This window comes from Vibrio sp. Isolate32 (assembly GCF_022397955.1).
In the GTDB taxonomy this organism is placed as follows: Bacteria; Pseudomonadota; Gammaproteobacteria; order Enterobacterales; family Vibrionaceae; genus Vibrio.
The window spans coordinates 1-16,891 of sequence record NZ_JAKEUQ010000025.1; the positions used below are offsets into that span (position 1 = coordinate 1).

Annotated in this window: 14 protein-coding genes; 8 read left to right on the top strand and 6 right to left on the bottom strand. The window is 42.7% G+C overall.

The window, feature by feature from the left end:
• Positions 1-302: 302 nt before the first annotated feature.
• Together L1D11_RS17205 and L1D11_RS17210 are read right to left on the bottom strand one after the other, a co-directional pair.
• Positions 303-1,673, bottom strand: coding sequence for an endonuclease/exonuclease/phosphatase family protein (locus tag L1D11_RS17205; protein WP_239834642.1), 1,371 nt, complete (start codon positions 1,671-1,673; stop codon positions 303-305).
• Positions 1,674-1,953: 280 nt separating this feature from the next.
• Complete coding sequence (locus tag L1D11_RS17210) at positions 1,954-3,096, bottom strand: fatty acid desaturase (RefSeq protein WP_239834641.1); 1,143 nt, start codon at positions 3,094-3,096, stop codon at positions 1,954-1,956.
• 166 nt (positions 3,097-3,262) lie between these two features.
• On the opposite strand from L1D11_RS17210, the gene L1D11_RS17215 reads away from it, so the two are divergent.
• A complete protein-coding gene (locus tag L1D11_RS17215) occupies positions 3,263-3,808 on the top strand; it encodes an N-acetyltransferase (RefSeq protein WP_239834640.1) in 546 nt (181 codons plus the stop codon).
• 127 nt (positions 3,809-3,935) lie between these two features.
• On the opposite strand, the gene L1D11_RS17220 is transcribed toward L1D11_RS17215, so the two are convergent.
• The gene (locus tag L1D11_RS17220) at positions 3,936-4,961 is read right to left on the bottom strand and encodes a GGDEF domain-containing protein (RefSeq protein ID WP_239834643.1); all 1,026 of its coding nucleotides are present in this window, start codon (positions 4,959-4,961) and stop codon (positions 3,936-3,938) included.
• A gap of 254 nt (positions 4,962-5,215) precedes the next feature.
• Complete coding sequence (ylqF, locus tag L1D11_RS17225) at positions 5,216-6,151, bottom strand: ribosome biogenesis GTPase YlqF (RefSeq protein WP_004740137.1); 936 nt, start codon at positions 6,149-6,151, stop codon at positions 5,216-5,218.
• Between the two features lie 664 nt (positions 6,152-6,815).
• Between ylqF and nirB the strand changes: the two genes are divergently transcribed.
• The 4 genes from nirB (at position 6,816) to cobA (ending at position 11,764) form a co-directional block, all read left to right on the top strand.
• Positions 6,816-9,389, top strand: coding sequence for a nitrite reductase large subunit NirB (gene nirB, locus L1D11_RS17230; protein WP_239834665.1), 2,574 nt, complete (start codon positions 6,816-6,818; stop codon positions 9,387-9,389).
• A gap of 14 nt (positions 9,390-9,403) precedes the next feature.
• Positions 9,404-9,727, top strand: coding sequence for a nitrite reductase small subunit NirD (nirD, locus tag L1D11_RS17235; RefSeq protein ID WP_239834666.1), 324 nt, complete (start codon positions 9,404-9,406; stop codon positions 9,725-9,727).
• Positions 9,728-9,849: 122 nt separating this feature from the next.
• Positions 9,850-10,665, top strand: a complete 816-nt coding sequence (locus tag L1D11_RS17240; RefSeq protein WP_128164421.1) for a formate/nitrite transporter family protein — start codon at positions 9,850-9,852, stop codon at positions 10,663-10,665.
• A gap of 328 nt (positions 10,666-10,993) precedes the next feature.
• Positions 10,994-11,764 (top strand): uroporphyrinogen-III C-methyltransferase, encoded by a 771-nt coding sequence (gene cobA, locus L1D11_RS17245; protein WP_239834667.1) that lies wholly within the window; start codon positions 10,994-10,996, stop codon positions 11,762-11,764.
• 30 nt (positions 11,765-11,794) lie between these two features.
• Here cobA and L1D11_RS17250 read toward each other — a convergent pair whose 3' ends face one another.
• The gene (locus L1D11_RS17250; RefSeq protein WP_239834668.1) at positions 11,795-12,334 is read right to left on the bottom strand and encodes a DUF4174 domain-containing protein; all 540 of its coding nucleotides are present in this window, start codon (positions 12,332-12,334) and stop codon (positions 11,795-11,797) included.
• Positions 12,335-12,583: 249 nt separating this feature from the next.
• Here L1D11_RS17250 and L1D11_RS17255 point away from each other — a divergent pair, with 249 nt between their 5' ends.
• From L1D11_RS17255 to L1D11_RS17265, 3 genes are all read left to right on the top strand, one after another.
• Complete coding sequence (locus L1D11_RS17255) at positions 12,584-13,057, top strand: NYN domain-containing protein (protein WP_239834669.1); 474 nt, start codon at positions 12,584-12,586, stop codon at positions 13,055-13,057.
• An 80-nt stretch (positions 13,058-13,137) separates the two neighbouring features.
• Positions 13,138-13,803 carry a response regulator transcription factor gene (locus L1D11_RS17260; protein WP_239834774.1) on the top strand — a complete coding sequence of 222 codons (666 nt, stop codon included), beginning with the start codon at positions 13,138-13,140 and terminating at the stop codon, positions 13,801-13,803.
• Positions 13,800-15,185: a sensor histidine kinase gene (locus L1D11_RS17265; protein WP_239834772.1), complete on the top strand. Its 1,386-nt coding sequence runs from the start codon at positions 13,800-13,802 to the stop codon at positions 15,183-15,185. The genes L1D11_RS17260 and L1D11_RS17265 overlap by 4 nt, the downstream gene beginning before the upstream one ends.
• Before the next feature lie 165 nt (positions 15,186-15,350).
• On the opposite strand, the gene L1D11_RS17270 is transcribed toward L1D11_RS17265, so the two are convergent.
• Positions 15,351-16,655, bottom strand: coding sequence for a dicarboxylate/amino acid:cation symporter (locus L1D11_RS17270; RefSeq protein ID WP_239834773.1), 1,305 nt, complete (start codon positions 16,653-16,655; stop codon positions 15,351-15,353).
• Positions 16,656-16,891 lie beyond the last annotated feature (236 nt).

Sequence of the window (16,891 nt, forward strand, 5' to 3'; positions counted from 1 at the left end):
TACTCATGGATAGCCTCGGCCTCAAGACCACAAGGGCATTTCGCCTCAGAGTTAGGTTTAAGAGTCAGGGTAATAAGTGATGCTGTCTGGTGAGACTTTACTATTTTAAAGCCTTCCCAGAATGAAGATAGGAAAGTATGATTCGGCATGGAAACGGTAGTTTGTGTATGATTTTTGTTTGGCGACTAAACCCTATCACTTACTACCGTTTTTTTTTTGTTTTTAGTTCCCGCTAATCCGCGATGAACCTTAAAAAAGCCCTCATAGAAATATGAGGGCTTCTTAGGGCTCAATTCAATAAATTAGTTACTGAAATTAGCCTTTACCCAGATCATTCGGTGATCAGAGGATACGTCCTTGCCGTTACCATAATCACCAATTCGTGAGTCATTGAATAGCTTGCGTCCTTCTTCATACGAAGCTGACCAATAAACACCAGATTCAACGATGTTTAATGTAGCTGACGGCAGTGCGTAATCAACCGCAAGACCAAATGTCGATGTGATACGGTTTGGTTGTGGGTGAGGCAATGAATTATCTACCGCATGTTCAGCGGCGCCATAACTAGTAGGGTATAGACTGCCGTTGGTGACTTTTTGATTAACTAAAGAATCATTGTGCAAGTTTTGCATAACAGAGCTTATGCCATCGCCATCTAGTGGATCTAGGTTTTGGTCACCCATCATAACAAAGTGTTTGTCTTGCTCTAGTCCACCTGTCTTTCCAGAGTCGTCATAGATGAACGATTTGTTTTGGATGTATTGGTGCCAGAAATCGACTTCTGCTGCGTTTTGCTCGATGTTCTTACCCACATCAAAAGCAGGAGGAGTAGGGTGAGACATCAGTAAGTGAACGGTTTCAGTACCATTTTTAGTTGGAATTAGAATAGGTGCATCGACATGATTCTTTGAAGACAAACGAACTTCTGACCATTCTTCTTCTGTGTACCATTCATCACCACATGTCATGCCTGTTGGAAATTTAGCCGGGTTATCACATACAGTGATGGTAGGGATCGTTGAGCCTTCTAGGTCCTTCCATTTGAATTTTTGGAATGTGCGAGTGTTTGCCGTGTCGATTTCATATTTAGACATCAAAGCAAAAGCGTATTGGCCGTGATATAAGCCAAAGCCCCACGCATCTCCAGGTAATGTGCCCGCGTTGCCGTCGTTGTCTAGGTCAAAGCCAAATTCGTTCAATAAGCCAGTATTGGTCGAGTAGCTTTCAAAATAAGGGTATGAAATTGGCTCTAGGTTCGCGTCGCCACCAGCACCGTCAAGGCTTTGTGCAACCGAAAGGTAGTTTTTCTGGAAGCCTTCTAGTGCTGATTTGTCCGTTCCAGTACCGTCGTTGTTAAACTCAGCCATCATTAGCACATCAGGACGATTCTTTTGAATCACGGCTGCGACGTTGCGGATTTGAATAACTTTCGCTGCTGTTTCTTTGTCAGCGACATCAATCGTGTTATCCAAATAATCGGTCACTAATTTTGTTTGATCGCTTGGTTCAATCTGCATTTCCGTTACAAGATCTTGGAAGGTGGCACGATCAAAAGACAGGTTATAGGTAGCGATCTTTACTTCTTCAGGTTGAACGTAATCGGTATCGCTGCTGCAACCGATCAAAAGCGCAGAAGAGATGGCAAACGCGATAGATGTTTTTAACAATTTCATAAAATGGATCCGCTAATTGCTTGAAAGAATTTTGGGACGTGCATGGTATGAGACGAGGGTTAAATTGTAAGTGATATTGATCACGCTAAGCGGTGAGGCAATACATAGTATTGCATCAAAAATGTGACAAATGGAATCAGTGTTTATGATTTGCAGAAAGGCTTAAATTCAGATATTTAATTAGACCTATAAATTAAAAAAGCCCTCATGATTTGCATGAGGGCCTTCGAATAAGAACCAAACAGGATTGTTATTGGTGTGTTAAGTGTGCTTCTTTACTTTAAGCGTATTGCTCCACCGTCATCGCCCAACTTTTCTTTTGCTGTTCGAAGTTCATCTTGATCTGCTGGTAACGGACTTTAAGCAGTGAGTGCTCGTATTTCTTAACGACATCGTCACGTTTGCTTTCCAGAAGCTGCTTTTTAACGGCGTAGTACTCGTTCATATTGGAGACTAGAGAGTCAAACTCTGCCTGCAGTTTTTCTGCAATCTGAATGTTATCTGCACGATGCATGATCTTCTGCTGCGTGCGCTTCAACAACATTGCAGCTTCGGCCTTTTCAATGCGTGCTTGTGGTGTTTTCTTAAGCTTATTGGCAAGGCCCATTAATGAAGCGCTTTTGATCAACCATTTTGTTGGATCATATTGCCACCAGTAAATACCGTTACGGTAATCGTTCTCAAAGATATGGTGGAAGTTGTGGTAGCCTTCGCCAAAAGTAAGTACGGCAAGTACACCATTATCACGTGCTGTGTTCTTGTCGGTAAAAGGTTGGCTGCCCCAGATGTGCGCAAGAGAGTTAATGAAGAATGTGGTGTGGTGGTTAAGTACCAAACGCACTGCACCAACGATTAGTAGCATGCCAATTACATCTCCATAGATCAGGCCCAATGCGATAGGTACACCAAAGTTCATGATGAGCGACAGAAGAATGTAGTGTTTGTGCTGCCACATTACGATCTTGTCTTTCTTCAAGTCGCGACAGTTCTCGTGATCTTTATAGATAGACGTGTTGTAGTTGCGAATCATCCAGCCTATATGTGAGTACCAAAAGCCACGCTTTGCTGAGTATGGGTCTTTGTCGTTGTTATCGACATGCTTGTGATGAACACGGTGGTCTGAAGACCAATGAAGAGCGCTGTTTTGTAGGGCAAAGGCGCCACCTAGAGCAAATAGGAATCTGAGGCTCGAATGCGCTTCAAAGGCTTTGTGTGACCATAAGCGGTGATAGCCTGTCGTGATTGACAGGTTACAGAAGCTAAAACAAATCGCTAGCCATACCCAATGTTCCATTCCATAGCCAAAAAAATAGCCATAAACGGGAGCCGCAACAACAGCAAGCAGCATACTAAACGAGAATACAAAGATATTGAGCCAGATTAACGGCGGCTTTTTTGTTGATGGTTTGTCGGCACTATTCATTAGCAATTTTCCATTGGGCTTACATCTGTGCGCTAGAATATCAGCGTACACGTGTAAGTCAATATTGAAAGTGTAAACGTGTATTAGTATGTTTTACTTAAATATTGTATAAAGGTAGTGTGAAATGTAGTAGCAAGTCATAAATGGAAGTACTAAGGGCTAATAAATGGAAATTAAGGTAGCTGAATATAAAGATTATGAGCGGATTGCCCAATTACACGCGGATAGCTGGAAGCTATATTACCGTGGCATTCTTGCTGATGATTACCTAGAACATGAGGTTTTGGAGGACAGGTCTGTTATTTGGCAGACTCGTTTGATTAATCCTCCATTTAATCAACATGTTCTATTACTCGAGGAAGGCGGTTTACTGGTCGGTTTTGTCTGCGCATTTGGCAATCATAACTTTGAACGCGGGACGTTCATCGATGCATTGCATGTAGACAGTAACTACCGAGGCCGGGGCTTAGGCAAGCGTTTGTTGTCTGAACTGTCTCAACGATTACAACAATACTATTCTGATTCCGGACTTTACCTAGAGGTGATGTCTGAAAATCATCAAGCGATTGCGTTTTATGAAGCGATTGGTGGAAAACAAGAATTGGAACAGGTGTGGAATGCACCGTGCGGAAGTAAAGTGAATGAGAAAGTGATCTCTTGGCCTTCTCCAGTCGACCTTGAGCAGAAAACGAAAAGCATCGTCTATTCTTGATTTTCGATATTACGCTTTGTTCGATATGGCGTGATTATGCGACTGAGAATACAAATAAAGCGCCAAGTATTGTAGATGCTTGGGGCTTTTTCGTTCGTCCTATAATCAAGCGGCATATAGCTTCTAACTAATCAGACCAAGAGATTTGATTCCGTCCATTTTTCTTTGAAATATAGAGTGCTTGGTCTGCGTCATCTATGAGTTGCTCGACGGAACCTAGAGCTTGAGAAGCGTGTTTGACACCGATTGAAATTGTGACTTCTAATCTAAGGCTAGAAGGGCACTCCAGTAGAGAATCGACGAGAGATTGAATTGAATCTTTAGCTCCACCTTGAACCAGTATTAGAAACTCCTCACCGCCATATCGAAAATAGTTACTTCCAAGTGGCAGTCTTTTCTGAATCTCAATGGCCAACTCTTTAATAACCAAATCACCCATTTGGTGGCCGTAGGTATCGTTGATCGATTTGAAATGGTCAATGTCGATCATAATCGATGTGATCGACTGTTTGCGGTTAATGCTCGGTTCAATCACTTGATGTAAGTAAAGTCGGTTGTAGCAACCGGTAAGCGCATCTTTATAAGACAGCGCTTCAAACATATTCGATTGTTTACGTAATTGTATCGCTTGTTTTCGAAGTTGCTCAGACTGTGCAAAGCGTTTATGTACTTCTAAGTCACGTCTAATACAGGCCGCTGCAATCAAAATATAAGCGGACACATAAATAGAAATGGCTTCTACTTCATGAGTAGGTTCTGCAGCATACAACAGAGGAGATAATCCGGTTAGGTAGGCGGCAAAAATAAATGAAAGTGTTGTGATGCTGTATTTGGCAGATAATCTAGAAAACGCACCTATGTAGATCATCACGAGGACGATACCACCTTGGTAATCGAAATTCCCTAGGTCAATCGCGAGCCGCCCAACGTAGACTAGAAACAGCGAGCTAATGACAAGAAAAGTGCTTTCAACGAACTCTAAAAAGTTAGGCCTGTGCGTGATGTAATAGCGAGCAACAACCATCATCATCAAGAACAGTATGATGCGAAAGACTATTGGTGTGATGCACTCTGTACCGAAGTGAATATAGTCCGTGACAATAAAAGCACAGAATATTGAGATCGGGATGTAGATGAAATTTATGTACGGCAGATAAATTTCATTGTCGAAATAGGTTTTAAATCGTTGATTTTTGAACCCGATGTAAGAGCGCATTGAGAAACTATCCGAAATTGATACGCAATAATTTGCATAGTATGTCACAGTCTTGATGATTGTAAACGAGCATTTCTACAGATTTGTCAGTATGTTCGCTAGATCTACAAAGGAAGGGCACGATATTCACGTCCTACATGAAATAGAACGTGAATATGTTTAGAGGGATATATGAGAGTGATTAATCGCTATTAACGCTTGTTCTTCAAGTAACGCTTACGACGCTCTTCTTTTTTCTTAGCTTGTTGCTCGGCTTTTAGTGCTGCGGCTTCTTCAACTTCGATCAGCTCTTTTGTGATCATTTCTGGTAGTTCTAGAGTTACCTTACCCAAAGTGCCGTTACGAAGCTCGTGAAGTAAGATTTCAGAACACTTATGAAGGTCGATATGACCACCAGCACGAAGTGCTCCACGCTTACGACCGATCGCTTCCATCAACTCTATGTCAGACTCTGGCAGCTCTTCAATTTGGTAACGCTCTTGCAGTAGGTGAGGGTACTGCTTCGCAAGATACTCCACGGTGTAGAATGCCACTTCATCGTATTCCATTGCCGTATCCTTTACCGCGCCGGTTGCTGCTAGGCGGAATCCGCTGTGCGGGTTTTCTACTTTTGGCCAAAGGATCCCTGGGGTATCTGAAAGAATCACGCCGTTTTGTAGGTTAATACGCTGTTGACGACGAGTTACCGCAGGTTGGTTACCTGTCACTGCGATTGTACGTCCTGCTAGGCAGTTAATGATGGTTGATTTACCCACATTTGGGATACCCATGATCATAGTACGAATGTTCTTACCAATCTCTTCACGGTGTGGTGCAAGCTTGCGAACCAGCTCCATGATGTGATTTACTTCTTCTTTAACGCTGGTGGTAATTGCAATAGCCTTTACACCTTGCTCTTTTTCGAAATGCTCAATCCAACGTTCAGTTAACTCAGGGTCGGCAAGGTCACGCTTGTTCAGTACTTTTACGCAAGGTTTATCGCCGCGCAGTGAGGAGATCATTGGGTTTTCACTACTGAACGGAATACGCGCATCCAGTACTTCGATGATCACATCAACTTGTGGGATAACTTCTTCGATTTCTTTGCGGGCTTTATGCATGTGACCCGGAAACCATTGAATAGACATAGAGATAGACCTTGATAAATATAGTTGCTGCACATTGTAAGGGTTCGATAGGGCGTGTAAAGCCATATCTATAAAGGGACGATAAAGATAAGCCTTTATTGTCCCTTTATAGTTATTTTAGTTGATGTTGATGAGTATAGAGACCAAGTTGAATGGTTGTCCGAGGTTATTTTATTAGCCTTCTAAAAGGTTAAATCCACTTATGTTAGTAGGTGGCTGTTAAGTGAGTAAACAAAAATATCTGTAAACTAATTGTTGTGCTTGTGAATGAACTTGGCGCGCAGTGGAAAAGGCGACTTTCTTTTGGGTCATTAAGTTCTTCATATTTATATATAGTTGCTCATAAGCCTGTAACGCTTTCATGAATTATTACAGTTCTTATGATTACAAATAAAAATTATTTTTATTTATTTGCGTTGTTGGTAACCCATTGTGAAATATTACAACAATCTTAATCGTGTGTTTGGTTGCTTATTAAATCGCTCTAAGCCTTATCTAATCTATGGTTATTCGTTTGCTGTGGCTTAAATTTAGCCACTTCTACCTCTTTTGTTCTACCCCTTTTGGGTAGTTCGATTTCGTAATTGATTTACATCATATTTTCATTTTCTTTCATAATTCATTATTCGCTTAGTTAAGAAATATATAACCTTCAGGAATTCTTATGAGCAAGATGAAGCTAGTCGTAATCGGTAACGGGATGGTAGGCCATCGCTATATCGAAGATTTAGTCGAGAAGACAGACGTTGCTAACATGGACATCACAGTCTTCTGTGAAGAGCCTCGCGTAGCCTATGATCGTGTACACCTTTCTTCTTATTTTTCACACCATACTGCGGACGAACTTTCTTTAGTTAAAGAAGGTTTCTACGAGAAACACGGCATCAACATGCTGATCGGTGAGCGTGCTATTAACGTTAACCGTGAAAAGAAAACAGTTTACTCAAGCACTGGTCGTGAAATTCAATACGACAAGCTAATCCTTGCTACTGGTTCATACCCATTCGTTCCGCCAATCAAAGGTAACGAAGGTAAAGACTGTTTCGTTTACCGCACAATCGAAGATTTGAAAGCTATCGAAGCAACCGCTAAGAATTCTAAATCTGGTGTAGTTGTTGGTGGTGGTTTGCTTGGGCTTGAAGCGGCAGGCGCACTAAAAGCTCTTGGCGTCACCACGCACGTTGTTGAGTTTGCCCCTAAATTAATGGCTGAGCAGCTTGACCAAGCGGGTGGTAACCAACTTCGTCAAAAAATCGAACGTATGGGCGTAAACGTACATACAAGCAAGAACACGCTTGAGATTGCTCCTGAAGGCACTGAAGCTCGTAACGTGATGCGCTTTGCAGACGGTACTGAGTTAGAAACAGATTTCATCGTATTCTCTGCAGGTATCCGCCCTCAAGACAAACTTGCTCGTCAAATGGGGCTGGGTATTGCGCCTCGTGGCGGTATCGAGATTAACGATCACTGTCAAACAACAGATAAAGACATCTACGCGATCGGTGAGTGTGCGTCATGGAACCAAACGTTCTACGGCCTAGTTGCTCCTGGTTACAAGATGGCGACAGTTGCAGTTGACCACATTGTTGGTAACGAAAGCACGTTCGAAGGTGCTGACATGTCTGCGAAGCTTAAGCTTCTAGGTGTGAAAGTAGGTTCTATCGGTGATGCAAACGGTCGTACTCCTGGTTGTAAGAGCTACGTTTACCAAAACGAAGAGCAAGAAGTTTACAAGCGTCTAATCGTCTCTGAAGACAACAAGAAGCTGCTAGGTGCAGTAATGGTTGGTGACACGTCTGACTACGGCGATCTTCTACAGCTTATGCTGAACGAAATCGACCTTCCAGAACATCCAGATGCGTTGATTCTTCCTGCACACGCTGGTGCTGAAAAACCAACACTTGGCGCAGACTCTCTTCCTGAATCTGCAGTTATCTGTTCTTGTTTTGATGTAACGAAAGGCAAAATCGCTCAAGCGGTTGCTGAAGGTCACCACACAATCGGTGATATCAAAGCGGTAACTGGCGCGGGTACTGGTTGTGGTGGTTGTATTCCACTTGTAACTTCAGTACTTAATGCTGAACTTGCTAAAGCCGGTGTAGAAGTGAAGAACGATGTGTGTGAGCACTTTGCTTACTCTCGCCAAGAGCTTTTCCACCTAATTCGCATTGAAGAAATTAAAACATTCGATGAGCTACTCGAGAAATACGGTAAAGGCTACGGCTGTGAAGTATGTAAACCTCTAGCGGGTTCTATCCTTGCTTCTTGCTGGGGTGAACACATCCTTAAGCCTGAGCTAGTGAAACTGCACGATACCAACGATAACTTCCTAGGTAACATGCAGAAAGACGGTACTTACTCTGTTATCCCTCGTATGGCGGGTGGTGAAGTAACACCTCAAGCGCTAAGCGTTCTGGCTGATGTTGCGGCTGAATACAACCTTTACACTAAGATCACTGGTGCACAACGTATCGGTCTGTTCGGTGCTCAAAAAGATGACTTACCAGCAATCTGGAAGAAGTTAATCGCAGCAGGCTACGAAACAGGTCAAGCCTACGCAAAAGCACTTCGTATGGCTAAGACATGTGTTGGCTCTACTTGGTGTCGTTACGGCGTACAAGATTCAGTTGGTCTTGGCGTGATGATCGAGAACCGTTACAAAGGCATCCGTACTCCTCATAAGATGAAGTTTGGTGTGTCTGGTTGTACTCGTGAGTGTGCTGAAGCTCAAGGTAAAGATTTAGGTATTATCGCGACTGATGCAGGTTGGAACATGTACGTATGTGGTAACGGTGGTATGAAGCCTCGTCACGCAGACCTACTAGCAAGCGACTTAGACCAAGAAACGCTAATCAAGTACATCGACCGTTTCATGATGTTCTACATCCGTACGGCTGCTCCGCTACAACGTACTTCGGTATGGATGGATAACCTAGAAGGTGGTGTGGATTACCTACGTGAAGTTATCATCGACAATAAGCTTGGTATCAACGACCAACTTGAAGCTGATATTGCTGGCCTTGTAGACAACTTTGCTTGTGAGTGGACAGACACTATCAACGATGAAGCTCAACTTAAGCGCTTCGCTCACTTCATCAACGCTGATGATCGTGATGATAACGTTGTGTTTGTTGATGACGGCCGTGAACAACACCGTCCAGCGACATTCACAGAGAAACACCCTGAAGCCATTACTTCAAGGCACCAGGGCGACATCATTCACGTAGAAACTGTTTAAGGGGAGATGACATCATGGCATTTACCAAAGTTTGTAAGATCGAAGACATTATCCCAGGTACAGGTGTTTGTGCATTGGTTGCTGGTGAGCAAGTGGCTATCTTCCGCCCAACAAAAGCTGAAGAAGTGCTAGCGATTAGCAATACAGACCCTTACTTTCAATCTAACGTGTTATCTCGTGGTTTGATTGTAGAGCACCAAGACGAGCTTTGGGTGGCAAGCCCACTTAAGAAGCAACGCTTTAACCTGACAACAGGTGTGTGCATGGAAGACAAGAACTTTAGCGTGAAAGCGTACAAAGCTCGTGTGACTAAAGGCGCTGTAGAAATCTCTGCTTAATCTTTCGATGAGTAAGATTTGATAGTTCAAGGGTTCTAGTTATCGATATTGCCTTAACTCGGCAACTAGAACCTTTTCCTATCCAATTTTAACTTTTAAATTTAACTTTTAAGGACAACCTTATGTCTACTGATTTTAAACCGGCAGAATTCGTTCAAACAATGATCGATGTAGGTGAAGCTAAAACCAAGACGGGTACTCGCGATCTTCTGATCCGAAGCACTATGGCTGGTATTATCCTTTCTCTTGCGGTTGTAGTGGCTATCACGACTATCGTTCAAACAGGTATCGGTATTGTTGGTGCACTCGTGTTCCCAGTTGGCTTCGTCATTCTTAGTGTAATGGGTTATGACTTAGTAACAGGTGTATTTGGTCTTGCACCTTTAGCGAAATTCGACAACCGTCCAGGTATCACTTGGGGTCGTATTCTACGCTGTTGGGGTCTTGTTGGTCTGGGTAACCTTATCGGTTCTTTAATTGTTGCTTTCCTAGTCGCAGTCTCTCTAACAGGTAACTTCTCTCTAGAACCAAACGCTGTTGCTCAGAAGTTCATCGCAGTTTCTACTGGCCGTAGCCTAGGTTTTGAAAACATGGGTATGGACGGATGGATCACGTGTTTCGTACGCGGCATCTTCTGTAACCTAATGGTTTGTCTTGGCGTAATTGGTAACATGACAGCACGCACTGTATCTGGCCGTGTAGCAATGATGTGGTTCCCAATCTTCATCTTCTTCGCACTAGTATTTGAGCACACAGTAGTAAACATGTTCCTATTCCCACTGGGTATGATTCTTGGCGCTGACTTCGGTATCGCGACTTGGTTGAACTTCAACCTTATCCCAACAATCCTAGGTAACATCGTTGGTGGCTTGTTCCTAACATGTGTTCCACTATTCCTAACTCACGCTAGAACAGCTCCTTCTCTAGGCGCTAAGTAAGTCGAATACTCAAGGTTAATGAGTAATTGATAAAGTGTATGAAGCCCCAAACTGTTGATTTGGGGCTTTTTTGATCTCAACACTCTCTACTTAGTTAGCCTTGCACCTAAGTTGGGCTAAATGCGCTCGAGAATGGTGCAAATATCAGTGTTTACCAACGTAATAGATTGTTTTGTTATATAAACTTCTATCTTGATTAGAATTAATCGTGAAGTTTTACGGCAACAACTGATAGTCTAAGAAGTAGGGATATTGCTGATTCATTGAATGATGAGTCATCAAACAGAATTAAGCTTGAAATATAACAAGCTAACTTTCGGAGCAAAGTATGTCAGAAGTATCGCCATCGAATGTTAATAAAGAAAGCAATGGATTTGTATCACTGGTTGGTGCAGGGCCTGGTGACCCAGACCTGTTAACTTTAAAAGCAGCACGCGTCATCCAACAAGCGGATGTACTGGTTTACGATCGCTTGGTATCAAAAGATATCTTGGCGATGGCAAACCCAGAAGCAGAGATGTTGTATGTGGGTAAAAAGCTTGATCACCACTGTGTTCCACAAGACCAGATCAACCAATTACTGGTTACTAAAGCTCAGGAAAATAAACATGTAGTCCGCCTTAAAGGTGGGGATTCGTTTATCTTCGGTCGTGGTGGGGAAGAGTGTGAAACGCTCGCTGAGAACGACGTTAAATTTGAAGTCATTCCTGGTATTACAGCCGCTGCGGGTGCTACGGCTTATGCGGGGATTCCACTGACGCATCGTAACCACGCTCAAAGTGTTCAGTTTATTACTGGTCACCTTAAAAAAGACGGTGAAGACATCGATTGGCAATCACTAGCACAACATAATCACACCATTGTGTTCTATATGGGATTAAAAGAGAGCCCAAATATTCAAAAGAACCTGCTTGATAACGGCATGCGAGCGGATATGCCCGTGGCGATTATCGAAAACGGAACACGTCAAGAACAGAAGGTGTTTCGAGGTGGGTTGAGTGACTTAGCAAGCCTGGCTAGTGTTGCGACTAGCCCAGCGTTGATTGTTGTTGGTAGTGTGGCGCAACTCCATGAAAAACTTGACTGGTTTAACAAGTAATTGAGTCACAACTAATTTTCGTGTTTTGAATTAGATACTGCAGCGGCTGTTTTGTCGCTGCATTTCTTGTTGGCGCATTGGCATTTCATCAATGATGTTGGTGATGAGGTTCCAATCCGTTTTACCATTCCAACGATGCTTCTCTTTTCCGTCTTTACCAATTAATACAGCAGTGTGAGATCCTTTGGGAATCTCATAGATGCTAGTCATTGCTTCTAAGTTAAACTCTTCTTCCAGCCAAGTCGGGACGGTATATCCGCTTTCTGCTATCACCATGATGACGACATCTCTTTCGTCTAGCTGGCAGTTGTTGATCAGTACTTCATCAAGAAACTCTTTTACCACCGAGTCTTCCTCTGGTGCGAAGTAAATGACGCTGCGATGAGGCAGTGGTTGAGAATGGGAGTAGGCTGGATAAGCAAACACCGAATGAGTGGTGAGGCTCAAAATCAACACGGTGCTAACAGTCATTAGCTTGAGTAAATTTACCCAACTACTCGAGGGGCTGAGAGCACCCCTTACTGTGTTGCAGATGCTTCCGTGCGATTTATGTTCTTGTCGGTGTAGCATAGCCAACCTCCCTCTAGTAGCTTGTAAGCTTTACTTGTATCTCTAATTGCCAACCCTTGTGAGATGGTCACCATTGAAACAGTCGCGTGTTCAATCTGATAGACGTTTATTAAGCATAGTTAGGATTACGTTAAACATGCTTAGATTTACGTTAACCATAACCAACAGGTTCATTTTTATTGGATAAAGCGACTCGCATTTTAAGGTTGAATAGAATAGGGTATACCGAAAATCTAAAGGTATGAAGATATGGAAAACATAGCTATTTTGGTCGACGTTCAAAACGTATACTACACAACACGAGATAAATATCGTTCTAACTTTGACTACAACCAATTTTGGTATGTAGCGACAGAAGGCCGAAATGTTGTTGCGGCTAATGCGTATGCGATTTCTAGTCAAGACCCTAAGCAGCGTCAATTCCATCACATTCTTCGCGGTGTCGGTTTTGATGTGAAATTGAAGCCATTTATTCAGCGTCGTGATGGCAGTGCGAAAGGTGACTGGGATGTCGGTATTGCCTTAGATGCTATTGAACTAGCAAAGAACGTGGATACGATCGTTCTAGTCTCTGGAGACGGGGATTTCGAGATTCTTGTGGAAAGAATAAAACAGCGCTTTGGAAAAAAAGTGGAAGTGTACGGTGTACCAGGGCTTACAGCTCAAAATCTTATCGATTCTGCGTCAAAGTTCGTTCCGATTGAAAAAGATTTCTTACTATAGAGTAAATCTCTCATTTTATAATTGAAATTAATAATAACGATAATTAAAATGCAAACTATTATTATTTATCGGTTTGTATGATGTCGCGCGTTTTAGTTGTTGATGATGATATTCAGTTGTGTGAATTATTGGGTGAAGTTCTAGAAAATGAAGGGTATCACGTTGATACCGTTCATTGTGGCGAGGCTGCGCTTGAGTTCATTCAGTCTCACCCTGTTGATTTAGTCTTACTTGATGTAATGCTTCCAAACCTAAGCGGTATTCAAGTGGCAAGGCGTATTTGTCAGCGTTTTGCTACTCCCATTCTTATGCTAACCGCGCTTAACGACGATGCCTCAATGCTCGATGGCTACCAAGCAGGAGCTGATCAGTATATAGCTAAACCTTTCAATGTTCCTGAACTCTTAACCCGAATTAAGGTGATTTTGCGCCGAGTTGGTTTTGAACGTCAGAGGCAATCTTTGGCTTCGTCTAATCATGGTTTGTGCGAACAACTTTCTCGTTTACCACTAACCGGCACTGAGAAAGATCTGCTTGACTATTTGATTAAGAATGACGGCATTGTTGTATCTAAGTCTGACTTACAAATACATGTCCTAAAGAAAGAGTTGTGTCCCTTTGATCGTAATCTAGACATGCACATCAGTAATATCCGCCGCAAGCTAGTACAGGCAGGTTTGTCTAAACAGCATATTAAAACGGTTCGTGGTAAAGGTTATAGCTATCTAGAGTCGGTTGGAGCATGAGTGCCAAGCTGATACGTTGCCCTGACTTCATTGCCAAGCGTAAAGATGGACTAACGTTCCAACTTTTCTCATATCTGACGATCATCCTTGTCAGTATCTTTATTTTTCAAGCGGTTGCAGAAAAGGCGTTGATGAAGGCACTCCTTAAGGTGCCTGATTCTGTTAAGCAAGAAATGTTGGATCTTGCGTATCAAGCCAATGTGCTAATCGAAGATGGTGACATGGATGAGCTGGCCGACTGGGCCAATGCTCAGCAGTATTATTTGTTTGTTTTAGACAAAGATAATCATCCGCTTACACATAGACACATGCATCCTCACTTTGAGTTCAAGTTACGTTTCTTAAGAACGTTAGATCATCAATTGGATACCGTCGTGAATCGACCGATTTTTGGCCTACCTTTAGAAAACGGTAATAGCTTAGTTATCCAATTACCGCACCGGTTCCACCCCGCAAATTCGTTTGGCTTGTATTCGTCATTGATGAAGGTATTCATCGCTTTTATAATCCTGTCTTTGTTCTCTTTAATTATGGCTCGGAGACTTCAACAACCTTTGGATCGTTTGAGAGAGGCGAGTCGACGTTTAGCGGAAGGTGACTTCTCAGTGCAAGTCGTCTCTGAATTGAAATCAAACACTAGAGAGTTCAATGAGCTTGCGGTGGATTTTGATCATATGACGTTTGAGATTAAATCACTGGCAGAGAAGCAACGTCGCTTGATACGAGATGTCTCTCATGAGCTCAGGACTCCATTGGCAAGGCAAAACCTCGCATTACACTTATTACGCAATAAAGTTGATGAGAAGAGCATAGGCTTGCTAGATCGTATGGAAAGCGAAACAGAAGAGATGAATAAGCTGGTGGGTGAAATACTCGAGTTTAGCCGCTTAGAAACCTCTCGTTATGATGCCAAATCAAGCTTGATGCACCTTGAGCACTATTGCTCGATGCTGATCGCGCAGATGCAAAATGACTTAAAACCTAATCAAACATTGGTGGGTGATTTAGAAACTCCAACTTCGATGGTGAACATTGATGAGCGATTACTTTTAAGAGTGATCGGGAATTTGGTTGGCAATGCGATTAAATATGCGGGTGAGCATGCCCATATTTCGGTAACGACGTATGAAGTGACTATCGAGCAACGTTACAGTGTTATATCTGTAGAAGATGACGGTAATGGCATTCCTGAGAACAAGATTGCGGGTATATTCGATCCGTTTACACGAATTGAATCAGCCCGAGATAAACAGTCTGGTGGTTATGGTCTAGGCCTTGCGATTGTGAAAGAAGCGATGGGTGTGATGAATGGACATGTGACCGCTGAGAATAGAGAAGGTGGGGGGCTGAAAGTGAACTTGATGTTCCCAATATCTGATTAGCTTTTTCTACTAGAAGCACATTAAATGTAACTAGCCTCGCATAGTTGCGTTTAAAAAAAAGCGACACCGAATAAAAAACGTCACAGCAAATGCTGTGGCGTTTTTTGTATTTAGAGCTAAAGCGTAGCCATTAATTATGCTTTAGCTTGAAGCAGGGCAGCCAAATTACGCTTCTTGGCGTGATAGCTTAACTTCTTCTTCTTTCTCACCTGCTGCAGGGTCGTTGAAGCGAGATTCATCAAGAGAGCCTTCAGACTTAGCAACGATGATAGATACGGCACTATCACCTGTGATGTTTACAGCGGTACGGATCATGTCTAGAAGACGGTCAACACCCATGATTAGAGCGATACCTTCTAGCGGTAGGCCTACTTGGTTCAATACCATCGCTAGCATAACCAGACCAACACCAGGAACACCTGCAGTACCTACAGACGCCAATGTCGCTGTTAGGATAACCATTAGGTAATCGCCCATAGTAAGGTCGATGTTGTATGCTTGTGCAATAAACGCAGTCGCAACCCCTTGCATGATTGCAGTACCATCCATGTTCACTGTCGCACCTAGTGGGACAGTGAATGAAGCGACTTTGTTGTCTACACCCATACGGTTCTTTGCCGTTTCCATTGTTACAGGAATGGTTGCATTCGAAGACGCTGTTGAGAATGCAAACATGATTGCATCTTCCATCTTGCGTAGGAACGTAATAGGGCTAAGGCCAGTGAATCCTTTAAGCATCGCGCTGTAAGTCACCAAACCGTGCAGTAGTAGAGTACCTGCAAGCACTAAGAAGTATTCTGCTAGGTTCCAAATTGCCCCCAAGCCTAAACCAGAGAACAGTTTAGCCATCAAGAAGAACACGCCGTAAGGAGCAAGGTTCATCAGTAAAGCAACAAGCTTCATGATAACTTCGTTTAGGTCTGCAAATACAGCAGCAATGCGCTCCCCCGGTTTACCAGCAGCACTAATCGCGATACCGAATAACACAGCAAACACGATTACTTGTAGTGTCTTGCCCTCAGCCATCGCCTGAATAGGGTTAGTTGGGAACATGTCGATGATTACTTGGCCAAGAGAAGGGGCATCCGCTGATTTAAAAGAGCTCGCAGCAGTCAGATCCGCACCAGCACCAGGTTGGAACAGGTTACCGATCGTCAATGCTAGAGTGATAGCAACGGCTGTAGTACCGATATAAAGTGCAAGCGTTTTGCCACCCATACGGCCAAGAGTTGATAAGTCTTTAAGGGAACTTGTACCGCATACTAGTGAAACGAAGACTAGAGGGACAACAAGCATTTTTAAACTGGCGACAAAGATTTGTCCGCCCACTTCAAAGAGTCCGTTAACGATGTAGTTGTTAACAAATCCACTTTCTGCAAAAAGGGATTGAATGGCAAATCCCGTTAATATACCTACGACCATACCAAGAATTACTCGGCCAGTCAGAGACATAGGTTTTTTGGTATTCATTTAGAACACTCCTTATTATTTATAACTTTGATACCTTTTCAAAGTGAGCAGGAGATTAGCAGTCGGTTGATCAAATCGAAAAACAAAAAATGAGTTTGGAATTGTAGATGTGATCAAAATCACTGATAAATGTGTAAATTAAACAAATTTAAATAAAATAATTCACTGTAAGTTAACATTTACCTAGTGTTTTATACATAAAAATGCGAAATCAAAGCTAATAAATAAGAGAAGAT